The organism is Amycolatopsis sp. TRM77291 (assembly GCF_054166285.1).
Window position 1 is genome coordinate 3296223 of sequence record NZ_JBSZHF010000001.1, and the last position, 21682, is coordinate 3317904.

General features: G+C 68.0%; 19 protein-coding genes. 13 read left to right on the forward strand and 6 right to left on the reverse strand.

The window, feature by feature from the left end:
- Window positions 1-37: 37 nt before the first annotated feature.
- From ACXIZN_RS15500 to nicT, 11 genes are read left to right on the forward strand one after another with little or no spacing between them, the layout of a single operon-like run.
- A complete protein-coding gene (locus ACXIZN_RS15500) occupies window positions 38-1135 on the forward strand; it encodes an LLM class flavin-dependent oxidoreductase (RefSeq protein ID WP_457955208.1) in 1098 nt (365 codons plus the stop codon).
- Entirely contained in the window at window positions 1132-2298 is a 1167-nt protein-coding gene (locus ACXIZN_RS15505; protein ID WP_457955210.1) for an LLM class flavin-dependent oxidoreductase, read from the forward strand. Before ACXIZN_RS15500 ends, ACXIZN_RS15505 begins: the two co-directional genes overlap by 4 nt.
- Window positions 2288-3097, forward strand: a complete 810-nt coding sequence (locus ACXIZN_RS15510; RefSeq protein WP_457955212.1) for an alpha/beta fold hydrolase — start codon at window positions 2288-2290, stop codon at window positions 3095-3097. Before ACXIZN_RS15505 ends, ACXIZN_RS15510 begins: the two co-directional genes overlap by 11 nt.
- A 29-nt stretch (window positions 3098-3126) precedes the next feature.
- Window positions 3127-3798, forward strand: a complete 672-nt coding sequence (locus tag ACXIZN_RS15515; RefSeq protein WP_457955214.1) for an SDR family oxidoreductase — start codon at window positions 3127-3129, stop codon at window positions 3796-3798.
- Window positions 3799-3810: 12 nt separating this feature from the next.
- Window positions 3811-4581, forward strand: coding sequence for a cupin domain-containing protein (locus ACXIZN_RS15520; RefSeq protein ID WP_457955216.1), 771 nt, complete (start codon window positions 3811-3813; stop codon window positions 4579-4581).
- 20 nt (window positions 4582-4601) lie between these two features.
- Entirely contained in the window at window positions 4602-5411 is an 810-nt protein-coding gene (locus ACXIZN_RS15525; RefSeq protein ID WP_457955217.1) for an alpha/beta fold hydrolase, read from the forward strand.
- On the forward strand, window positions 5408-5899 hold the full coding sequence (locus ACXIZN_RS15530; RefSeq protein ID WP_457955219.1) for a flavin reductase family protein: 492 nt from the start codon (window positions 5408-5410) through the stop codon (window positions 5897-5899). The genes ACXIZN_RS15525 and ACXIZN_RS15530 overlap by 4 nt, the downstream gene beginning before the upstream one ends.
- Window positions 5896-7131, forward strand: a complete 1236-nt coding sequence (locus ACXIZN_RS15535; protein WP_457955220.1) for a bifunctional 3,4-dihydroxy-2-butanone-4-phosphate synthase/GTP cyclohydrolase II — start codon at window positions 5896-5898, stop codon at window positions 7129-7131. Before ACXIZN_RS15530 ends, ACXIZN_RS15535 begins: the two co-directional genes overlap by 4 nt.
- Entirely contained in the window at window positions 7131-8375 is a 1245-nt protein-coding gene (locus ACXIZN_RS15540) for a DUF3500 domain-containing protein (protein ID WP_457955222.1), read from the forward strand. The genes ACXIZN_RS15535 and ACXIZN_RS15540 overlap by 1 nt, the downstream gene beginning before the upstream one ends.
- A 24-nt stretch (window positions 8376-8399) precedes the next feature.
- Window positions 8400-9260: a fumarylacetoacetate hydrolase family protein gene (locus ACXIZN_RS15545; RefSeq protein ID WP_457955224.1), complete on the forward strand. Its 861-nt coding sequence runs from the start codon at window positions 8400-8402 to the stop codon at window positions 9258-9260.
- Window positions 9257-10318: a Nickel transporter NicT gene (gene nicT / locus ACXIZN_RS15550; protein ID WP_457955226.1), complete on the forward strand. Its 1062-nt coding sequence runs from the start codon at window positions 9257-9259 to the stop codon at window positions 10316-10318. The genes ACXIZN_RS15545 and nicT overlap by 4 nt, the downstream gene beginning before the upstream one ends.
- Before the next feature lie 548 nt (window positions 10319-10866).
- Here nicT and ACXIZN_RS15555 read toward each other — a convergent pair.
- The 4 genes from ACXIZN_RS15555 to ACXIZN_RS15570 all read right to left on the reverse strand — a co-directional run bounded on the left by ACXIZN_RS15555 (window position 10867) and on the right by ACXIZN_RS15570 (window position 15842).
- On the reverse strand, window positions 10867-12777 hold the full coding sequence (locus ACXIZN_RS15555; protein ID WP_457955227.1) for a propionyl-CoA synthetase: 1911 nt from the start codon (window positions 12775-12777) through the stop codon (window positions 10867-10869).
- Window positions 12774-13937 carry a PrpF domain-containing protein gene (locus ACXIZN_RS15560; protein ID WP_457955229.1) on the reverse strand — a complete coding sequence of 388 codons (1164 nt, stop codon included), beginning with the start codon at window positions 13935-13937 and terminating at the stop codon, window positions 12774-12776. The genes ACXIZN_RS15555 and ACXIZN_RS15560 overlap by 4 nt, the downstream gene beginning before the upstream one ends.
- On the reverse strand, window positions 13937-14842 hold the full coding sequence (locus tag ACXIZN_RS15565; protein ID WP_457955231.1) for an isocitrate lyase/PEP mutase family protein: 906 nt from the start codon (window positions 14840-14842) through the stop codon (window positions 13937-13939). The genes ACXIZN_RS15560 and ACXIZN_RS15565 overlap by 1 nt, the downstream gene beginning before the upstream one ends.
- A 106-nt stretch (window positions 14843-14948) precedes the next feature.
- Complete coding sequence (locus ACXIZN_RS15570) at window positions 14949-15842, reverse strand: LysR family transcriptional regulator (protein WP_457955232.1); 894 nt, start codon at window positions 15840-15842, stop codon at window positions 14949-14951.
- Between ACXIZN_RS15570 and ACXIZN_RS15575 the strand changes: the two genes are divergently transcribed.
- Both ACXIZN_RS15575 and ACXIZN_RS15580 read left to right on the forward strand, forming a co-directional pair.
- On the forward strand, window positions 15792-17351 hold the full coding sequence (locus ACXIZN_RS15575; RefSeq protein ID WP_457955233.1) for an MmgE/PrpD family protein: 1560 nt from the start codon (window positions 15792-15794) through the stop codon (window positions 17349-17351). The two genes, ACXIZN_RS15570 and ACXIZN_RS15575, sit on opposite strands and share 51 nt — an antisense overlap.
- A gap of 14 nt (window positions 17352-17365) precedes the next feature.
- Entirely contained in the window at window positions 17366-18733 is a 1368-nt protein-coding gene (locus ACXIZN_RS15580; RefSeq protein ID WP_457955235.1) for an SLC13 family permease, read from the forward strand.
- A gap of 215 nt (window positions 18734-18948) precedes the next feature.
- On the opposite strand, the gene ACXIZN_RS15585 is transcribed toward ACXIZN_RS15580, so the two are convergent.
- A complete protein-coding gene (locus ACXIZN_RS15585) occupies window positions 18949-20532 on the reverse strand; it encodes a PucR family transcriptional regulator (RefSeq protein WP_457955236.1) in 1584 nt (527 codons plus the stop codon).
- A 115-nt stretch (window positions 20533-20647) separates the two neighbouring features.
- Window positions 20648-21667: a glucose-6-phosphate dehydrogenase (coenzyme-F420) gene (gene fgd, locus ACXIZN_RS15590; protein WP_457955238.1), complete on the reverse strand. Its 1020-nt coding sequence runs from the start codon at window positions 21665-21667 to the stop codon at window positions 20648-20650.
- Window positions 21668-21682 lie beyond the last annotated feature (15 nt).

Below are 21682 nucleotides of genomic sequence, written 5' to 3' on the forward strand. Positions count from 1 at the left end.
GACACCACGCGGACGGAAGCCTTCCTACTCTTTGCCCATGGTCAAATCCTGGTTGTTCGACATCTTCAATTATCCCTATGATTCGCGACCGGAGGGTCTCGACCCGGAATTGGTGCAGGAAGAATACGACTGGCACCTCGAAACCTGGGCAGGCGCGGAAGAACTCGGCTATGACGGCGTCTTCTTCTCGGAACACCATTTCACCGCGTACAACATGAGCCCTTCGCCGAATCTTCTCGTCTCGGCGGTCGCGCAGCGCACGAACACTATGCACCTCGGCGTGATGTGCAACGTGACCGCCTTTCACAACCCCCGGCGGCTCGCCGAGGAGACCGCCATGCTGGACTACCTGACCAAGGGCAGGCTCGAAGTAGGCCTCGGCCGGGGTTCGGACGACTTCGAGTTCCGGAAAGAAGGCTTCCCCCTCGAGGACACCCGGGCCTGGTTCGAGGAATCCCTCGAACTGATGCACAAGGCGTGGGACCAGCCTCGCTTCACCCACCACGGCCGGTTCTTCGACTACGACGACGCGTCGCTCTATCCGCGGCCGAAGAACCCGCCGAGGATCTGGGTCACCGCACTGAGCCCCGCCACGATCACCTGGGCGGCCTCCAAGGGATACCGGATGGCGATGTCGTTCCTGCCCAGCTCGGGCCTCGCCGACATGCGCAAAGCCTACAACGAGGCGGCCGCCGCAGCGGGTCACTCCACCTCACCGGAGCAGGTGGCCGTGCTCCGCAACGTCTTCGTCGCCGACACCGACGAGCAGGCACGCGAACTCGCGGAACCTGCACTGGATCACGTCTTCCGCCTGTTCAAGGACGCGGCCGTCCCCGAGGACATCGACCACATGGCCAAGGGCTACGAGGGCTACTCGTCGTTCTTCCGGCCTTTCGTGTCCGAGGGCGGTGTGACGTTCGAGGGACTGCAAAGTGCCGGAATCGTCATCGTCGGCTCGCCGCAGACCGTGCGCGACCAGCTCGTCGCGCAGGTCGAGGAGATCGGCTGCGGGCACCTGCTCAACTGGTTCTCCTTCGGGCAGCTGACCAAGGAGCAGACCCAGCGGTCGGTGGAGCTGTATGCGAAGGAAGTCATGCCCGCCCTGCGCTCGATCACAAAGGCAGACGAGCGATGAAGTTCTCCTTTCTGTGCTCGCAGATCTACGGCGACACCGCCCACTACCGAACCCAGACCGGCTGGCCGGTGCCCCCGGCGGGGTACCGGGCCGAGATCGGTGAACGTTCCACCGACTTCGCTCTCGATCAGGCCGCGCTGGCCGAGGAACTCGGTTTCGACATGGTCAGCGTGTCGGAGCACCACTACTGGCCCTCGCTGCCGACCCCCAATCCGGCCGTGCTCGCAGCCGCGTTGACGCAACGCACCAACCGCGTCCGGATCGGCTGGATGGGCCCGTTGGTATCGATCGGCAACCCCCTGCGGACCGCCGAAGAGGCGGCGATGCTCGACCAGCTCAGTCACGGCAGGCTCGATCTGCTGTTACTGCGCGGGACCCCCAACGAGTTCGTCTCCTACAACATCAATCCCGCCGAGTCCCGTGGCCGGACGCAGGAGGCGGTCGCGCTGATCACCAAAGCGCTGACCGAACCACAGCCGTTCGGCTGGCAGGGCCGCTACTACCGCTATCCCACGATCTCGGTGTGGCCGGGGGTTTCCCAACGTCCGCATCCGCCGATCTACGGTTCGGGCAACAGTCCCGAGTCCGTCCGCTACGCCGTCGCGCATGGGCACAAGATCGGGATCTCCTTCTACCCCGCGGGATTGACCGCGAAGCTGGTCCGGTCCTATCAGGACGCTTGTGCCGAAGCCGGCCGCAAGACCCGGCCCTCGGACATTCTGTACCGCGCGCACGTCGCCGTCGCCGAGACCGAACGCGAAGCCAAGGCGTTGGCCGACAGGTACTACGGCGAGGGCGGGCTCGGGCAGGCTGCGGCGTTCATGGGCCGTGGCGCGACCGTCGCGTCCGAGCTGAGGCCACCGCCCCCGACCGAGCTGGGGACCGACGCCGACGGAAAGAACCGGGACGCCGACGCCAAGGGAGCGGCCGCGGGGTTCGCCCTCGGCAAGCTCGACTTCTTCGGCACCCCCGACACCGTGGTGCGGCAGCTGACCGAGTTCTCCGAAGAGAGCGGGGTCGGACTCTTCGACCTCGGTTTCTCCGGCGGCGGTCTGACCGAAGACGAACGCGCCCGCAGCCTGACGCTGTTCGGCCGCGAGGTCATGCCGAAACTCCGGCACCTCGGTGCCGACCAGGACGAGGAGTACGCCGATGCCCATTGAGACCAGCACTCCCGTGACGTTCACCGAATCCCACGTCCGCGCCGACGGCTTCGACATCCGCTACCTGGAAGCGGGGACCGGGACGACACTGGTGTTCTTGCACGGCGCGGGCGGGCCCGCCGTCGCACCGGCACACGAACTCCTCGCGCGGGACTTCCGCGTGATCCTGTTCGAGATACCCGGCTTCGGCGGCTCCCCGGCCAACACCCGCCACGAAACAGCTCCCCAACTCGCCGACACGATGCACGAGGCCGCCCGGCAGGTCGCCGGCAAAAGCTACACGCTGGCCGGTACTTCGTTCGGCAGCCGTATCGCCTCCTGGCAAGCGGTACGGTACCCCGGCGAAGTCGACGCACTCGTGCTCCTGGCACCGACCTGCATCCTGCCCGACGGTTTCGTCCCTCCGACGGTGGACGCGATGCTCGGCAGCCGCGCCGGCCTCTACGCCCATCCCGATCAGGTGCGCACCTCGTCCCCACTCGACCGTGAAACGGCGACGAAGCAAGCGGACATCGTCGGAAGGCTGCTGACGCCACGTGACGAAAAGCTCGAGGACGCCTACCGGACCCTGGCCGTACCGACGCTGTTGCTGTTCGGCACCGAAGACCGACGTATCCCCACGTCACTGGCACGCCGTTACCTGGAGCTGAACCAGGAATTCGCCGCGCTCTTCGTTTACGACGCCGCCCACGTGCTCGAGGAAGAACGCCCCGAAGCCACCGCCGACGCGATCGCGAACTTCGCCCGGCATCGGCTCGGGTTCGTCGTCAACCGCACCGACAACCGGGTCTTCCCATGACGGGGCGGCTCTCGGGCAAGGTGGCCCTGGTGACCGGAGCCGCGAGCGGAATCGGCGCCGCGGTCGCCGAACTGTTCACCGCCGAAGGCGCGATCGTCGTCGCTACGGATATCCGTGCCGGCCAGGGGCTGGTCAAGCTCGACGTATCGTCCGAGACGAACTGGCGTGACGTCGTCTCCCGAGCCGAGCGGGAACACGGCCGGCTCGACGTGCTCGTCAACAACGCGGGAATCGGCACGCCGGACGGCATCGTGGACACCGCGCTGGCCACGTACAACCACGTCATCGGAGTCACGCAGACCGGTGTATTCCTCGGCATGCGTGAGGTCATCCCGCCCCTGCGGCGCGCTGGTGGCGGTGCGATCGTCAACGTCTGCTCGATCTGGGGCGTGGCCGCCGTACCTGGGCTCGCCGCCTACCACGCCGCCAAGGGCGCGGTGCGGATGCTCAGCAAGAACGCCGCGATCACGCACGCGCAGGACGGCATCCGGGTCAACGCGGTGTACCCGGGTTTCGTCGACACCCCGCTGACACAGGCGAACGACCCGGCGGCCAGCGCGGCCGTCATCGGCGTCACCCCGCTCGCTCGCGCGGCCCAGCCTAGCGAAATCGCGTACGGCTGCCTGTTTCTCGCCTCCGACGAAGCGAGCTTCGTGACGGGCGCCGACCTCGCGATCGACGGCGGATATCTCGCCCGCTGAAAGGAATCCACCATGGACTTCGTCCGCAGGTTCGATCCCGGCGCGCTGGCTCGGGACACGTTCGACCACCAGCCGCTCGCCGACTTCGAGAGCTGCCTCATCGAGGGCGTCCGGGCACCTCACGGAGCGGTGGGCTTCGAGCGCCACAAACACGACGACGCCGACCAGCTCTACTACATTCTGGACGGCCGGATGTCGTTGGAGCTCAACGGTGTCCCCCACGACGTCGACGCAGGGTCGGTCGTGTTCATCCCCGCCGGGACCCCGCACCGCAACCACTATCCCCATGGCGGCACCGAACTCCACCTCGACGTCATGCTGCCGCCCCCACCACGCGGTAGGCCACTGGCCACCCCGGTCGAACCTGGCGAACGAGGTGGACCCGGTACCGGCTACGTCCGTGCCGCCGAAGACATTCCGGCCAAGGAAGTCCTGCCGGGCTTCCACATGCGTGTCCTCGCCGACCGGGAAACCGGCAGCGGCCGGGTGTCCTTCCGGCTCGCGACGGTCGAACCGGACTCGCCCGGCACTCCCTGGCACATCCACGACTTCGACCAGTTCTACTTCATCCTCGACGGCGTTCTCGACATCGATATCGCCGACCGCCACTACCAGGCGGTCAAGCACGACCTCGTGGTCCTGCCCGCCGGTGTGCCGCATCGCAACCGCAACGCCGGGCCGGGCCCGGAAAGCCATCTCGTCCTGTTGGTGCCCGAACCCCTCCCCGGGACGCCGCCCGATCGCGAGGTCGATTTCGCCGCCACCACCCGCAGCTTCGGCTGAGGCAGAAAGGAACCCTGACCATGGCAACGATGACCGTGGACGGCGACGTCCGCCTCCACTACCGGGTGGCGGGCACCGGCCCCGCGCTGGTGTTCCACCCCGGTTTCGCCAACACTCTCGACGTCTGGAACTGGGTGGTGCGCGAACTCGCTCCCCATCGCACGTGCGTGACCTTCGATCCGCGTGGCCACGGTGCGTCGGACAAACCCGATTCGACTTACACTCTCGACGAACTCGCCGCGGACACGAGCGCGTTGCTCGCTCACCTCGACCTCACCGACGTCACGCTCGTCGGGCATTCGCTCGGTGGCGCCGTCGTGTTCCAGACCGCGCTGAAGCACGACAACGACGGCCGGATCGCGCGACTCGCCCTGCTCGCACCCGCGATCCCGTCGTTCGTCGCCGACGACGATCTCGGTATCGGTGTCACCCGCGAGGAGTTCTCCGCCATGCGGCAAGGACTCGGCGCCGGGATGGTGCCCATGGTGCTCGGCATGGCCGAGGCCTTCTTCCACCGAACCGACGACGCCACCGCGCGCTGGCTACTGGAGAAATCCCTGGGCATGCCGATCCATCTCGCTGAACGGTATTTAGCGCAGCTCGGCACCATCGATTTCCGGCCCGTGCTGGCCGACGTCGGGATCCCAGTGCTGACTGCCTGGGGCGAACACGACCGGATGGCCGACCTGCGGTGGGCCGACTGGTTGCGGGCCGCTGACCTGCCCGGCTGGTCGGTGGAAATCCTGCCGGACAGTGGACACGGGATGATGGTCGACGAGCCGGAACGCCTCGCCGCTCTGCTGCGGGCCTTCAGCGGGAGCCGATCATGACCAGTGACCTGCGCGCACTCTTCACCGACGTCATGGCCGCGGTTCCGACGCCCGTCTCAGTGGTGACCGCGATGGACGGGAGCCGTCCACACGGGACGACGATCAGCGCGTTCGCCTCGCTGTCCTTGGCACCGCCCATGGTCCTCGTCGCTCTCGACCGGCGTTCGGATCTGTTGAACATCGTGCGGGAAACGAGACGGTTCGGGTTGAACGTTCTCGCCGGCACACAGTCCGCGCTAGCGGTGACCTTCGCACGCAAGGGCGAGTCGAAGTTCGACGGCGTCGCCTGGCACCATGCGGACGACCTGCCGCGGCTCGACGGCGTGTCGGGCTGGCTCGCCTGCGACGTGGACGACCTGGTCGACGGTGGCGACCACGTCGTCGCACTGGGCACTGTCGTGTCGGCGCAACTCGGCGACGCCGTCCCGCTGACGTACCACGGCCGCGCCTTCGGCACCCCCGTCGCCTTGGACGGAGCGCAGCGATGACTGGCCGATCGTCCGCCGAAGCCGTCGAGCGTGCCGTTTCCACGCTCGCGGGCGGCGGCCTGGTCGTCGTGATCGACGACGCCGATCGGGAGAACGAAGGCGACCTCGTCGCGGTCGCCGAGTTCGTCACCGACGAGCAAATGGCGTTCCTCGTCCGGCACACCACCGGGATCGTGTGCGTACCAATGCCCGGTGAACGGTGCGACGAACTCGGCCTGCCCCAGATGGTCGCGGACAACACCGACACGCACGGCACCGCGTTCACCGTCAGCGTGGACCACATCGCTACTGGTACCGGCGTATCCGCGGCCGACCGCGCCTCGAGCGTCCGCGCACTGGCCGACCTACGGACCACACCGGAGCAACTGCGGCGGCCGGGTCATGTGTTCCCCCTCCGTGCCCGGCCCGGCGGCGTGCTGACCAGAGCGGGACACACCGAGGCCGCGGTCGACCTCTCGAAGCTGGCCGGTGGCCGTGGGATCGCGGTGATCGGTGAACTCGTCGCTCCCGACGGGTCGATGCTGCGAGCGGACTCGCTGTCGGCATTCGCCGCAGAACACGGTTTGCCGATGATGACGGTCGCGGACCTCATCCGCTATCGCCGGACCACCGAACGCCTCGTCGAGCACGTCGCCACAGCCACCCTGCCGACGAGGTTCGGCGAGTTCCGCGTACACGGATATCGGTCCTCTTTGGATGGTTCGGAGCATCTCGCGATCGCGCTCGGCGACGTTGCCGCAGCCGGGAACACACCCGCCGGTGTGCTCACGCGCGTGCACAGCGAATGCCTCACCGGCGACGTCCTCGGCTCACTCCGGTGTGACTGCGGAACCCAGCTTGATCAGGCCCTCCAGGCGATCCAAGCCGAAGGCAGTGGGGTACTCGTGTACCTACGCGGCCACGAAGGTCGCGGAATCGGCCTGGCACACAAGATCCGGGCATACTCCCTCCAGGAACAAGGGCTGGACACAGTGGACGCGAACGTCGCACAAGGACTGCCCGTCGATTCGCGCACTTACGACATCGGCGCGCAGATCCTCATTCAGCTGGGTGTGCGACGGCTGCGGCTGATCACCAACAACCCGGCCAAGTACGAAGGGCTGGACTCCTACGGCCTGGAGATCGTCGGCCGGGTCGCCTTGCCCACCGTCCCCACGGCGGAGAACGTGAGCTACCTCCACACCAAGAAGGAGCGTCTGGGGCACCTGCTGGACATCCGAAGGAGCAGCTGATGAGCAACCTCGACGACCGCCGTTTCCACGGATTCGGCCCCCGGCCCGACGGCCTCTACGCCTTGAACGGGGTTCGGATGAACGCCACCGACCTGCCCGGCGAGATCGTCGCGCTCATTCCCGACGTCGTCGCGGCCGCCGAGGAACCCTTCGTCGGGATCACCACCGACGGTGTCGCCCGTCCCGATCTGTTCGCGTTGCAGGACGAAGGCTTCGACCCACGTCCCGCCGCGCACGCGGCCGACCGGTTCCTGGCGGACCTCACTCCCGAGCAGAGGTCTGCGGCATGGTTCGACATCGGTGCGAAGCACTGGCGCTTGTGGACCAACGCCTTCCCGACCTGGGAACCACACGGCGTGCTGCTCGACGACCTCGAACACGGTCAGCGTGAAACTGCCCTCGCGGTCATGGAAGCGAGCCTGTCCGCCAAAGGATTCGCGGACGCGCGGGCCGCCATGGCTCTCAACGCCGCACTCGGCGAGCTGATCCAGCAGTATCCGGACACGCTGAAGGAGTACAGCTACTTCTTCGCCGTCTACGGCACACCTTCGGCCACCGCCCCGTGGGGGTGGCAGCTGTGGGGCCACCACCTCGTCCTGCACTGCTTCGTCCTTGGCGGCCAAATCGTCCTCACCCCCGCCTTCATCGGCGCCGAACCGACCATCGCGGACCGCGGAACCCATCGAGGGACCCGATTGTTCGACGCCGAGCGGGAAGCAGGCCTGGCCCTGCGGAACAGCCTCGACCGGCGACAGGCCGGGCGCGCCGTACTCCACCGGTCCCTGCTGTCCGCCGAACTGCCTGCCGACCTGGTCAACTTCGTCGACGGGCGGCACAAGGGCGGTGCAGCAAGGGACAACCGCGTCATCCCCTACGAAGGATTGCGCGCCGACTCCCTCTCCCCGGGACAGCGGGATCTGCTCCTCTCGCTGATCGGCACCTACGTCGGCCGCGCGCCGGAGGGGCCCGCGGCCGCGATGATGGCCCGCGTTCGCGCACACCTCGACGAGACCTACCTGACGTGGATCGGCGGAGACACCGGCGCGGACGCCTTCTACTACAAGGTGCACAGCCCGGTGCTCCTCGTCGAGTACGACTGCCATCAGGGCGTGTTCCTCGACAACGAGGAGCCCGAGCCGTTCCACGTACACACGATCGTGCGCACACCCAACGGCGGCGACTACGGCCAGGACCTCCTGCGCCGCCACTACGCACTGCACCACCACGGGACGCACAAGCCGTAAACGCCCTAGGAGGCAACGAAACCCATGCGCATCGCCAATCTCGACGGACGGCTTGTCCTCGTCGAAACCGTCGACGGCGCCGAACTGGCCTTCGACGTGGAGAAGCTCAGCGACGGCCGATTCAGCGCCGACCCTCAGCAGGTCTATCAACGGTGGGACGAATTCCGGCGGTGGGCAGCCGGAGCGGCCCGACACGGCGGGGCACCGATCGACCGGGCGCGACTCGGCGCGCCGTCACCGACTCCGCGCCAGGTGTTCGCGATCGGACTCAATTACGCGGAACACGTCCAGGAATCGGGAAGCACGATGCCGGTCGACGACCCGGCCGTGTTCACCAAGTTTCCCTCGTGCATCACCGGACCATACGGCGAGATCGCGTTGCCGCCGCACGGACATACCGACTGGGAGGTCGAACTCGTCGCGATCGTCGGACGGCGCGCACACAACGTGTCGATCGAAGACGCGCTGGATCACGTCGCCGGCTATGCGATCGGACAGGACATCTCGGAACGGATCCTCCAGATGGCCACACGGCCTCCCCAGTTCAGTCTCGGCAAGTCACTGCCCGGCTTCGGACCGATCGGTCCCTGGCTCGTCACCCTCGACGAGTTCGCCGATCCGAACGACCTCGAGCTGGGCTGCTCGATCAACGGCGAACCCGTCCAGCTGGCCCGGACGAGCGAGTTGATCTTCTCGGTGCCCGCCCTGATCGCGAAACTGTCCGAATCCGTGATCCTCTTGCCCGGCGACGTGATCTTCACCGGCACTCCGTCGGGTGTCGGGCTCGGGAGGACACCACAGCAGTGGCTCCAGGACGGTGACGTGCTCACCAGCCATGTCGAGGGCATCGGCGAACTCCGGCACCGGTTCGCCGTCCGCCGATGACGGAACAGAACCGGGCGCGGGTCGCGGGAATGTCCGGCTTCATCCTGGCGCTGCACCTGCTGGGATGGGGTCTGCTGCTACTCGCGGTCGTCCCCGGCGGGTACCACATCGGACAGGCGGACGTCTTCGGCGTGGGTCTCGGCGTCACCGCGTACGTCCTCGGCGCGAGGCACGCTTTCGACACCGACCACATCGCCGCGATCGACAACACCACGCGCAAGCTGATGTCCGAAGGCCGCAAGCCGCTGTCCGTCGGGTTCTGGTTCGCCCTCGGTCACTCCACAGTCGTCGTCGGCTTGTGTGTGCTGCTCGCTTTCGGCGTGCAGGCGCTCGCCGGTCCGGTGGCCGACAACGAGTCCGTGTTGCACACCACCACAGGAGTCATCGGCAGCCTGGTGTCCGGCGTGTTCCTGCTGCTCATCGGGCTGCTCAACCTGGTCGCGCTACGGCACATCCTTCGCATGGTGCGACGGATGCGGCGGGGCGAGTACGACGACGCGGAGCTGGATCGGCGGCTGGACGAACGCGGTTTCCTGGCCAGGCTGCTGCGCGGTGTCATCGGCAGGGTCCGCAAACCGACGCATATGTACCCACTGGGATTCCTTTTCGGGCTCGGATTCGACACCGCGACCGAGGTTTCGCTCCTGATCCTGGCCGGCGGCGCCGCGGCGGGCCAGCTGCCGTGGTTCGCCATCCTGACGCTCCCGGTCCTGTTCACCGCAGGTATGACCCTGTTCGACGGCATCAACGGCTTCGTCATGACCTACGCCTACGGCTGGTCCTACGCCTCGCCCGCGCGGAAGGTGTACTACAACCTGATGATCACCGGGCTATCCGTGGCCATCGCACTTCTGATCGGCGGATACCAGCTCGTCGGGCTGCTGGCCGAGCGGCTGCACCTCACCGACGGCCCGCTGGCCTGGATCGCCGGGCTGGACCTCGGCACACTGGGCTTCGCCATCGTCGGGATGTTCCTGCTCACCTGGCTCGCCGCAGTAGCCGTGTGGCGAGTCGGCAAGGTCGAGCAGCGCTGGGCGCCCCAGCCCTCCGCGGAATGACCGGCACCGTGGCTGCTTCACTCCGTCCCGGTGCGACGAGCGGCGCGCAGAATCGCGCGCCCGCTCGTAAGCATCTCGCTGTCAGTCGGTGGCGCGAAGCGCATGGCGTGTCGCTGTCGCCCTTGTCCGCGCCGAGCAGAGTAAGAAGCTGGCCATCGAACTGGCCGGGGAGCTCGGCCGCGGCGACCGGACCGCGAAGGTGGGTCGCAGCCGGGCACTCACCGCACTCGGAGACTTGATCGAGCCTGACCTGTGGAGGGGTCCGGCCCAGTGACGGCCCCTCCGTCCGTGCGCATGCCCGCGCGACGGAGCGGCTCTTGCACGTCCCCGACCGCTTTCGATCCAGCCCTCGACGAGGCGAAACGGATCACCGCGCTGGGCCCTGAACGGATCGGAGGGAACAGCATGATCGGCGAGATGGCGCGCCGAGGACATCCGCTTTCCGCGGCGCAGCCCATAAGCGATCCACCCACGAATGTCGGCCTGACCTACCCTGCTGATGGCGTGACGCCGGTCCTGAGGACACACCGGCGTCACGCACTGCCACCTCAGCTCCGCCGGCCGATGAGGATGTCCCTGATCCGATCGAGTGCCGTGGCGTCCTCGATCGTCGAAGGGACCGGTTCGTCCCGGCCTTCCGCGATACCCCGCATGGTCTTCCGGAGGATCTTGCCCGACCGGGTCTTCGGCAGCGCGGTCGTGATGGACACCTGACGAAACGCAGCCACCGGACCGATCTCCCGGCGCACGGCCGCGATCAGCTCGGCCTTCAGGGTCTCCTCGTCGACGTCCACACCGGACTTGAGCACGACCAGCCCGTGCGGCAGCTGCCCCTTGAGCCGGTCTTGCACCCCGATCACCGCGCATTCGGCCACGGCGGGGTGAGCGGCCAGCACGGCCTCCATCGATCCGGTGGAAAGGCGGTGCCCGGCGACGTTGATGACGTCGTCGGTGCGCCCCATGACGAACAGGTAGCCGTCTTCGTCGAAATAGCCCGAATCACCGGTGAGGTAGTGGCCTTCGTACCGCGACAGGTACGCCTGGACGTAGCGCTCGTCGTCGCCCCACAAGGTCGAGAGCGTGCCCGGCGGCATCGGCAGCCTGATGCAGATCGCCCCCTCTTTCCCGACAGGCAGTGGATTTCCGGCCTGATCCAGGATCCGCACGTCGTAACCGGGCATCGGCTTGGTCGCCGAACCCGGCTTGACCGGCATCGGCTCGAGACCTCGCGGATTCGCGGCGATCGGCCAGCCGCTCTCGGTCTGCCACCAATGGTCGATCACCGGAACGCCGAGCTTGTCCGCCGCCCAGTTCAGGGTGTCCGGGTCGAGCCGCTCACCGGCCAGGAACAGAGTCCGGAACGCGGACAGGTCGTACTTCGCCGACTCGGCGCCATCCGGGTCGACTCGCCTGATCGCCCTCAACGCGGTCGGTGCCGTGAACAACGCCTTCACCCTGTGCTCGGCGATCACCCGCCAGAACGCTCCAGCGTCCGGAGTGCCGACCGGCTTGCCCTCGTACATCACCGTCGTGGCGCCGACCAGCAACGGCGCGTACACGATGTAGGAGTGCCCGACCACCCAGCCGACGTCGGAGGCGGTCCACCAGATGTCTCCCGGACCGACGTCGTAGATCGCGCCCATGGACCAGGCCAGCGCGACCGCGTGCCCGCCTGTGTCGCGCACGACGCCCTTGGGTTTCCCTGTCGTGCCGGAGGTGTAGAGGATGTACAACGGGTCGGTGGCGGCGACCGGCACCGGGTCTGCCATCGGAGCGGACGCGACCAGCTCCTGCCAGTCCACGTCCCGGTCGCCCAATGTCGCGCGTGCCGCGTCTCGTTGCAGCATCACGACTTTATCCGGCTGGTGATCCGTCGCCGCGAGCGCCTCGTCGAGGATCGGCTTGTACTCGACGACCCGGTTCGGCTCGATGCCGCAGGACGCGGCGACGATCACCTTCGGCTTCGCGTCCTCGATCCGGGCCGCCAGTTCCTTTGGCGCGAACCCGCCGAACACCACCGAATGCACCGCTCCCAGCCGCGCGCAGCCCAGCATCGCCACGACCGCCTCGGGCACCATCGGCAGGTACACGATCACCCGGTCGCCCTTGTCGACGCCGAGCGAGCGCAACGCCCCCGCGAACCGCGCGACCTCGTCCAGCAATCGCGCGTAGGTGAAGGTACGTTTGGCACCGGTCATCGGTGAGTCCCAGATTAGGGCGGGCTGGTCGCCGCGACCGCGCTCCACGTGCCGGTCGAGCGCGTTGTAGGTGGTATTGAGCTCACCGTCGGTGAACCAGCGGTACAGCGGGGGCTCGGCCGGGTCCAAGGCGACGGACGGTTCGCGCGTCCAGTCGATCGCCTTGGCCGCGGCGAGCCAGAACTCGTCCGGATCGGCGAGACTACGCTGGTGTTCCTCCGCGTGCCGGCCATGGTGGCGGGCTCCCCCACCGCCCCTCATCGCCCATCCACGGTGAGTTCGGCGGGATAGTAGGCGTGCCCGGCCATCAACCGCCGCGCCGTGCGACTGATGCCGAGCAGGCGGAACCCATCATCCGCACCATTCGCGACGTCGCGGACCACCACCGACACCGTGGTGACGCCCGACGGATGACCGATCAGCAGCTCATGCGAACCACGGTCGCGCGTCACCTCGGACACCGTCGTCCCGGGAATCCGGGTCGCGGCGGCCAGGCTGATCGAGGCCGTGCCCGCCACGCTTTCGTGCAAGCGGTTCATGAACATGAGGTGGAGGCGCAAGTCCATGTCCGCCGCTTCGATGTGCCTGCCGTTCAAAGTCCGGTACTCGACCGGAGGCGCGACGAAACCGATGATCGGAACCGCGGGAACGGTCGTGTCGCTATGCCGCCAGTCGTCACACAGACCCAGCATGACGCAGGCCTTCCCGCGCATTTCCCGTACGAGGTCGAGGAAGCGATGATCCTCGTTGATCTCGCTCCGTGCGTCGCCCTCCAAGCCGAAATCACTGGAGTGAAGCCAGATCACCGGATTACCGGCGTCGACGATCGAAGCCGGGACGGTGCGGCCGTCCTCCAGCGTGATCTTGTCGACGGCGGAGCCCGTCGGCAAGAGTCGTCCGGTCATCGCGCCGACGGTGGCCGACCAGTCCATGACTATTTCCGCCCCGGTTCCCGGAACCCCGGGAATGGCCATGTCACCCTCCACTTCGGCCACCCCACCCGAGACCGGTACCTCCGCCGTGAGGATCTTGCCGGTGTTCGTGTTGTGGATGCGTACGGTGGTGACACCGTCGTGCGCAGGCACGAGTCCTTCGTCGATCGCGAAAGGACCCACGCCGGACGAGATGTTCCCGCAGTTGCCGTTGTAGCTGACTTGGCTGCTTTCGATGTCGACCTGCGCGAAGGTGTAGTCGACGTCCGCGTCGTCGCGCGCCGAAGGCCCGACGATGGCGACCTTGGACGTGACCGGACGGGAACCGCCGAGCCCGTCGATCTGCAGGATGTCCGGAGATCCCATGAGCCGGCTCAGGAGCGCGTCCCGGACCGGTCCCACCGGTGGCAGGTCACGCTCGTGGAAGTAGAGCCCTTTGCTCGTGCCACCCCGCATGAGAACAAGCGGAATCGACGCCTGGCCCCCCATCAGACCGCACTCCCTTTCGTAGCGTGCGCCGGGCTCGACGGCGGCACGGGGTCGAGGCGATCGGGCCAGCGAAGCCAGTCGTCGAGCCCGACGACGCCGAAAAGCTCAGCCGGGCCCGCGGCGTCCTGCGGTGGCAGCCCGGTTTCCCGCAACCCGGCCAGCGCCGAACCGACGACCGCGGTCGCCGCGGCGATGTTCATGATCGGGTAGATCGCCAGGCGATATCCGAGATCGGAATAGTCCGAAGCCTTCAGCACCGGGGTCCGGGAATTCGCCAGCACGTTCACGACGAGCGGTACGTCGATGCTCCGCGCGATCCGCTCGAGCTGATGGACGTCTTCCGGCGCCTCGACGAAGACCATGTCGGCGCCCGCGTCGGCGAACTGGCGACCACGGTCGATCGCCTCGTCGAGGCCGAGCGGGGTCAAGGCGTCGGTGCGGGCGATGATCACGAGTTCGTCGGACCCGCGGGCGGCGACGGCGGCTCGGACCTTCGCGACCGCCTGATCGACGTCGACCACCGTCTTGCCGGTGAGGTGTCCGCACCGTTTCGGGAAGACCTGGTCTTCGATGTGGACCGCGGCTGCACCCAGCCGGATGCACGTCTCGATCGTGTGGCGGACGTTGAGCTCGTTGCCGTAGCCGGTGTCGATGTCCACGATCAGCGGCAACGAGGTGGCCCCTCGCAATCGGAAGACATGTCCGGCGACCTCACTCGCGGTCATCAGGCCGATGTCGGGCCTGCCGAGGAGGCTGATCGACGCCGACGCGCCGCTGACGTACGCCGCGGGGAACCCGGCGCGCTCGACCAGCGTGGCGGTCAGGCCGTCGTAGACCCCTGGAGCGATCACCAATTCGTCGCCGTCGATGAGATCACGCAACACGCGCGCGCGGTCAATGGTCACTGGTCACTCCTTCGTGCCGCTTGTCCCGCGATCCGCACTCGGGGACTCGTCCCGTCAGTCTGTGTACGGGGCGGCGGATAAGGGAAATGACCGTCCTTCAGGCACCTTATGCATCACGCGTATGAAACGTGTCCGTCACGAACGTGAGGAATCGGCGGGCCGCGGGCGCGGCAGGCCCGCCCGCGGCGGTCAGCATCCCGATCTCCCGCCTCGCCTTGGCGTCGCTCAACGCGAGTTCCACCGTGCCCGGATGATGGGCGGCCCCGGGTCGCGACTCCGGCACGATCGCGATACCTGCCTCCGCCGCGACCAGGGCACGCACCGTGCCGATCTCGGTACCCTCGATGACGGTATCGGGGGTGAATCCTGCTTCGCCGCACACGCGGTCGAAGATCTGCCGCACACCGAACACGCGCGGGAAAGCGACGAAGGACTCGGCCGCAAGTTCGGCGGCCGCGACCGAATCCCGCCGAGCCAGCGGGTGGTTCGCCGGGACGAGGACGTTGAGCCGTTCCTCCAGCAAGGGGTACCAGCGAACGTCTTCCCCGGCGGGCCGGGGGCTGGTTACCCCGATGTCCAGGCGCCGGTGGCGAACCTCGTCCACCACGACGTCGGCCGCGTTGCCCCGCAACTGGAACGTGGTGGACGGCGCGGCTTCCCGGTACTTCCGGATCAGGTCCGGGATGAGCCAGCCGCCGAGGGAATGGAGGAATCCCAAGGCGACGGTGCCCGCGGCCGGGTCGAGGAGTGCGGTGATCCGCTGTTCCGCCGAGGCGACCTCGCCGATCGCTCGCAGCGCATGCGCCCGCAGCACCTCACCGTAGCGATTGAGGTGCAGCCGGTTCTGCCGCCGGTCGAACAGCCGCACACCCAGTTGCCGTTCGAGCCGTGCGACCGCACGGGAGAGAGTCGGCTGGGAGATGTTCAGCTGCTGCGAGGCCGCGGTGACATGCTCGCACTCGGCGAGCGTGATGAACCATTGCAGCTCACGAAGCTCCATCCAGCGACTATACGTCTCACGCATGGTTCGGTCGATATATGTTCATTTCACAAGCACCTCCCGGCCGCCGATTCTTGTGCGAACACCAGCCGATCGAGCAAAGGAGCAGTCGGGATGACCATCGAAAGCCAGGTTGGCAAATCATTGGCTGGACAGGTAGGTGAGTTCGTCGCTCGAACAGGCTTCGGCGACATCCCCGAAGAGGTACTCGGCCGGGCACGCCACCTCATCCTCGACGCCGTCGGCATCGCCTTCGCATCCACGACGTTCCCCTTCGCCGACGTCGCACGTGACGCGCTGACTTCCTTCGAATCCGGGGATCACGTGGTGCTCGGTATGAAGGACCGGCTCGGCGCACGGGACGCCGCCCTGCTGAACGGAATCCTGATTCACGGTCTCGACTTCGACGACACCCACCTGCCCGCGGTCGCTCACGTCACCGCGGCGGTCCTGCCCGCCGCGCTCTCCGCGGCGGTCGCTTCGAACGCCACGACGCGTGACCTCCTCCTCGCCTATGTCCTCGGTGTCGAGGTCATGGCGCGTGTCGGCATGGGCGGCGCCGGTGGACTCCACGATGTCGGTTTCCATCCGACCGCTGTCGCCGGGGCGTTCGGTGCCGCCGTCGCCGCCGGCAAGATCATGGACCTCGACGCCACCGGATTGACCGCCGCGCAGGGCATCGCCGGGTCGCAGGCCGCGGGCCTGATGGAGTTCCTGGAGGACGGCGCCTGGACGAAGCGCTTCCATCCTGGCTGGGCGGCCGCGAGCGGACTGACCGCCGCGAGTTTCGCCAGGGCAGGCTGGACCGGGCCGCCCGCCGTTTACGAGGGCCGCTTCGGCCTGTACAACACCCACCTGGCCACCAGGGTCACCCACCCGGAGGCCGTCGTCGAGGACCTCGGGTCGAGCTGGGAACTGCTTCGCACCGCGGTGAAACCGTTCCCTGTATGCCACTTCAACCACGCCTTCGCCGATGCCGCACTGATTCTTCGTGAACGGCACGCCGTGCAGGCCGAAGACATCGCCGAGATCCGCTGTGCCATCCATCCTGTCCCGCGCAAGGTGGTGTGCGAGCCCGTCGAAGCGAAATGGGCTCCTCGAGATGAGTACGACGCCAAGTTCAGCCTGCCGTTCGCCGTCGCCGCGTCCCTGGTGCGTGGCAAGTTCACCCTGGACGAGCTCGAAGAGGACGCCCGCGCCGACTCCCGGATCCGGGAGCTGTCCCGCAAGGTCGTCGTGCACGACGATCCCGAGAGCGCGTTCCCGGCCGCCTATTCCGGCTTCGTGGAGATCGAGCTTCTCGACGGACAGGTCTTCAGCCATCGGGAGCAGTACAACCGCGGCCACGAGGAGCGGCCGCTCTCCGATGACGAAATCGTCCGGAAGTTCCGTGGCACGATCGGACGGGTCGCCGACAGCGAAGAAGCGGACCGCGTGCGGCGCGCCGTGCTCGAACTCCCCGAAGACCGCCCTGCCGCCGACTTCGCCGAGGCCTGCAGCGCCCGATAGAGAGGTGAGGAGCAATGTCGCTCGAACTCATCGGTGTACTGATCCTGGTCGTCCTGTTCGCGCTGTCCGGCCTGCGCGGTCTCAATCTCGGAATACTGGCCTTCGTCGCGACGTTTCTTTTCGGAACTGTCGCATTGGGACGAAGCACAAAGGACATCCTGGCCGGCTTCCCTGGAGAACTCTTCATCGTCCTGCTCGCCGTGACGTTCCTGTTCGGCATCGCACGGGTCAACGGGACGGTCGACATCCTCGTCCACTACGTCATGCGGCTGGCGGGCAAGCGAGTCGCCGTCATCCCGTGGGCGCTGTTCCTGCTCACGGCCGGGCTGTGCGCCGCGGGAGCGGCGTCGCCCGCGGCGATCGCGATCGTCGCGCCGATCGGCATCACCTTCGCCATCCGCAACGGCATCAAGCCCCTGTATGCCGGCTTGATGGCGGCCAACGGCGCCGCCGCCGGCGCTTTCGCGCCGAGCGGGATCCTCGGCGGAATCGTGCTCGCCTCCGTCGAGTCACAAGGCCTGCCCGTGGACCGTGCCTTGCTGTTCGGTGGGACATTCGCCTTCAACGTGGCCGTGGCGTTGTGCAGCTGGGCACTGTTCGGCCGCAAACGTGACGTGATTCCACCACGGCCGGCGGAATCGGCCGACGAGCAAGCAGTCGGTGGTCCAACGGGGGGTCGACCGGCGGGCGATGTGCCTGCCGGGTCACCGCGGTCGGGCACCGCGGTCGTCGCGGCGCCGACGGCGGCCAGGGCGGGTGTGCGCCCTGATCCCGGCGAGCCGGAGGACACGCGGATGACCCCCGAGCGCATCGCCACGATGCTCGGGGTCGTCATGCTCGTCGCCGGCGCGGCGCTGGCGGGCCTCGACACGGGTTTCACGGCGCTGACGATCGCGACCGTGCTCGCCCTGGTCTTCCCGAAAACCGCCGCGCGTGCCGTCTCCGAGATCGCCTGGCCGGTGATCCTGCTGGTGTGCGGGATCGTCACGTATGTCTCGCTGCTCACCGCGCTGGGTGTGATCGACTCGCTCGGCGCCGGGATCGCCACGATCGGCGCACCACTGCTCGCGGCGCTGGTCATCTGCTACGCCGGTGGAGTGGTGTCGGCCTTCGCCTCGACGACAGCCATCCTCGGAGCGCTCATCCCGCTGTCGATGCCGTTCCTCACGACAGGCGCGCTTCCGGTCACCGCGGTGCTGATCGCCGTGTGCACCGCGTCCACCATCGTCGACGCGAGCCCGTTCTCCACCGGTGGGGCGCTCATCGTCGCGAGCGCGCCGCACGAACAACGGGCCCGTACCTATCGCGGGCTCCTGCTGTGGGGCGCGGGCGTCTGCGCCTTCGGACCGGCGGCGGGCTGGCTCCTCTTCGTCGCCTTGTGAGGCGCCGGTGCCCGTCCCGATGATCGCCGCGGGGCGGGCACCGGCTGACTTCACTCCGACAAGCGACCGCGTCACCAACAGCCGGAGGGACGGGATCGAGCTCCGGCTGCGAGTCGAGATCGCCACCTTCACCGGACGCAACCTCGTCGACGAAAGCGTGATCCACCGTGCGCCGAGTACTCGTCCATTCCCGGTGTGGACGATCCCGGCCGACCTCACGGCTGCCCGCTGGGGGACCTGAGAAGGCGGGTCTGCAGCTCGATCGTGAATCGCTGGACGGGGTCGTCGAGGTCGACGGCACAGAGCGCTTCGATGCGCTGCAACCGGTAGCGGAGGGTGTTGCGGTGTATCCGGAGTACGGCCGCGGCCCGGGTGACGTCCCCGCCGGCGTCGAACCAGCATCGAAGCGTGTTCAGGTATTCGGCGCCCCGCGCGGACTCGTCGCGGCGTAGCACGTCGAGCGCGCCGTCGAGCAGGCCAGGATGGTCGGTGGCGAGGCCCGCCAGTTCGGCGATCAGGACCTGGGGGCGCAGGTCCGCCAGCTGGGCGGTGCCCGGCGTCGTCCGCGCTGCCAGCACATGAGCCGCGTGCCTGAGCGGGCCGAGTTCGGCGCGGACCTCGGTGTCGGTGCCGCAAGGTTGGCCAACGCAGGCCACCAGCGGCGCTCCCGCGACCGCCGAGGCACGCCGTCGCAGGCGTTCGGCGAAGTCGGCAGGCCCGGTGCCGGGGGTGGAAGGGAGTAACACGAATACGAAGGCTCCCAGGATCGCCGTGGCCGCTCCCGGATCGAGCATGCGCGCACAGCGCGCCAGTGCGCCCTCGTGGTCGACGGTGATCGCGGAAGCGTCGGTGTGCGCGCCAAGGACGGCGAGACGCCATTGCCGGGTAGCGCCGAGCCGCGCGGTCAGCGCCTCCAACGATCCCGAGCCGGTCAGCATCCCCCGCAGCAGCTCGGCGCGGATCACGTCTTCGTCGTCGCGGCCGGTGGGTTCGTCGATGAACCAGGCAGCAGCGGCCTCCGACACCTCACTCAGCACCCTCGGCACGGCCCCAGGCGTGTCGGGGCCGGGCGCACAAAGCACATAGCCGCCGATCGCCTCGCCCGCGAGGATCGGAGCAGCCCACCGCGGCCCCGCACCAGCGACGTCGAAGCGGGCGACGCTCCGCACCCGGATGAGTCGCTCCCGCACCGCCTCCGGAACGCGACGGGCAAGGATCGTTTCACTGGTGAGTGCGTCCACCGGTCCCCCGTGACCGAAGGCGAGCACCCGGAGGGAGGCGTCCGTGATCACCACAGCGCCATCGAGTGCCAAGGCCGCGCTTTCGGCGAGGTCGTAGAGACCTCCCGCGGTCGGCGTGGCGCCGCGCGCGCCGAACCGGGTACCGGACAGCAGGGCCCGCACCAGCGTGCCGATCTCCGCCCAGCCGGCGTGCTCCTCCACCACGAGCACCGGCACCCCTGACCTCTCGGCGGCCGCCGAGAGGTCGAGCCCCGAAGGCAGACACCCCGGGCGCACCGCGAGGGCCGCGGCCCCGGCGCGCCCCGCTGCCGTCAGCATTCGAGCGAGTTCGTCGCCGGTCGGCCGGGGTGCCGTCACGAACACCAGCTGGTCGCGGCCCGGTGACCGAGTCGGTTCCCAGAGCGTCACCCCGGCCAACGGCCTGTCGAGCCCTGGCCCCGGAGCCACCACGCTGAACCAGCCGCGTCGTGCGCCGACGAGGTGCGCCAGCCGGACCGGCGCCGACAGCGGGACGTCGGCGGTGGCCGGTTCTTCCGGCCGGTCGTCGACCACCGTCATCGGACCGCTCCTTCCGTCACGCCACGTCGCGTAGAGGAAGGCTAAGCAGCGTCCAGATCGCCGTCAGTGTGCTCACAGCCCTGAGAAGATCGCTCCACAGGGCTGTGAGCACTCCCTAGCGCAGGGCTCTCAACCGAGGCAGGAGGTCCTCCCTGGCCAGCTCGAGGAAGCGAGCCTGATCGCTACCGGGTGCGTGCAGCACCAGGTCCGTGAAGCCGGCTTCGACATACGGGCGGATCCTCTCCACTACCTCGTCTGGATGGGCCGAGACGATCCACCGGGAGGCGACCTGGGTCATCGGGAGGTCGTCGGCGACGCGCTCCATGTCGACGGGGTCGGAGATGCCGTGCTTCTGCTCCGGCGTCAGGGACAGCGGAGCCCAGAACCTGGTGTTCGCGACCGCGGCCCGGGCATCGGTGTCGTAGGAGAGCTTGATCTCGATCGAGCGCAGGACGTCCGTGGGTTCGCGGCCGGCCTGTTCGGCACCGGCGTCGACGGCGGGCTGCAACTTCTCCGTGTAGAGGTCCATCCCCTTACCGCTGGTGCAGATGAACCCGTCCGCCACCCGGCCGGCGTACTTCGCCACCACCGGACCGCCCGCCGCGACGTAGATGGGCACCGGCAGCGGTGGGCGGTCGTACACGGTCGCGTTCTCCGTCCGGTAGAACTCTCCTTCGAAACTCACTCGCTCCTCCGTCCACAAGCGACGGATGAGATCGACGGCCTCGCGCAGGCGGGCGAACCTTTCCTTGAAGCCCGGCCATTCGAGACGGGCGACCGAGACCTCGTTGAGCGCTTCGCCGGTACCGAGACCGAGCACGATCCTTCCGGGATAGAGCGCGCCGAGTGTGCCGAAGGCCTGGGCGACCACCGCGGGGTTATAGCGAAAAGTCGCGGTCAGCACGCTGGTCCCGAGCCGGACCCGCTCGGTCCGCTCGCCCACCGCGGCGAGCCAGGCCAGGGAGAACGGTGCGTGCCCGCCGCGGTGCCGCCAAGGCTGGTAATGGTCGCTGACCATCACCGAGTCGAATCCCTGCCGTTCGGCGAGCACGGCCAGTTCGACCAGGTGACGCGGCCCGAACTGCTCGGCCGATGCCTTGTAGCCGACGGTGATCTCCGCGGAGTTCGTGTCCATTCCGGAAAGTCAACC

Coding starts and splice junctions, on each gene's coding strand:
- ACXIZN_RS15525 (WP_457955217.1), top strand. CDS start 4,602: ATGGCAACGATGACCGTGGACGGCGACGTCCGCCTCCACTACCGGGTG.
- ACXIZN_RS15555 (WP_457955227.1), bottom strand. CDS start 12,777: ATGAGGGGCGGTGGGGGAGCCCGCCACCATGGCCGGCACGCGGAGGAA.
- ACXIZN_RS15560 (WP_457955229.1), bottom strand. CDS start 13,937: ATGGGGGGCCAGGCGTCGATTCCGCTTGTTCTCATGCGGGGTGGCACG.
- ACXIZN_RS15500 (WP_457955208.1), top strand. CDS start 38: ATGGTCAAATCCTGGTTGTTCGACATCTTCAATTATCCCTATGATTCG.
- ACXIZN_RS15545 (WP_457955224.1), top strand. CDS start 8,400: ATGCGCATCGCCAATCTCGACGGACGGCTTGTCCTCGTCGAAACCGTC.
- ACXIZN_RS15575 (WP_457955233.1), top strand. CDS start 15,792: ATGCTCGCACTCGGCGAGCGTGATGAACCATTGCAGCTCACGAAGCTC.
- ACXIZN_RS15510 (WP_457955212.1), top strand. CDS start 2,288: ATGCCCATTGAGACCAGCACTCCCGTGACGTTCACCGAATCCCACGTC.
- nicT (WP_457955226.1), top strand. CDS start 9,257: ATGACGGAACAGAACCGGGCGCGGGTCGCGGGAATGTCCGGCTTCATC.
- ACXIZN_RS15580 (WP_457955235.1), top strand. CDS start 17,366: ATGTCGCTCGAACTCATCGGTGTACTGATCCTGGTCGTCCTGTTCGCG.
- fgd (WP_457955238.1), bottom strand. CDS start 21,667: ATGGACACGAACTCCGCGGAGATCACCGTCGGCTACAAGGCATCGGCC.
- ACXIZN_RS15540 (WP_457955222.1), top strand. CDS start 7,131: ATGAGCAACCTCGACGACCGCCGTTTCCACGGATTCGGCCCCCGGCCC.
- ACXIZN_RS15535 (WP_457955220.1), top strand. CDS start 5,896: ATGACTGGCCGATCGTCCGCCGAAGCCGTCGAGCGTGCCGTTTCCACG.
- ACXIZN_RS15520 (WP_457955216.1), top strand. CDS start 3,811: ATGGACTTCGTCCGCAGGTTCGATCCCGGCGCGCTGGCTCGGGACACG.
- ACXIZN_RS15585 (WP_457955236.1), bottom strand. CDS start 20,532: ATGACGGTGGTCGACGACCGGCCGGAAGAACCGGCCACCGCCGACGTC.
- ACXIZN_RS15530 (WP_457955219.1), top strand. CDS start 5,408: ATGACCAGTGACCTGCGCGCACTCTTCACCGACGTCATGGCCGCGGTT.
- ACXIZN_RS15505 (WP_457955210.1), top strand. CDS start 1,132: ATGAAGTTCTCCTTTCTGTGCTCGCAGATCTACGGCGACACCGCCCAC.
- ACXIZN_RS15570 (WP_457955232.1), bottom strand. CDS start 15,842: ATGGAGCTTCGTGAGCTGCAATGGTTCATCACGCTCGCCGAGTGCGAG.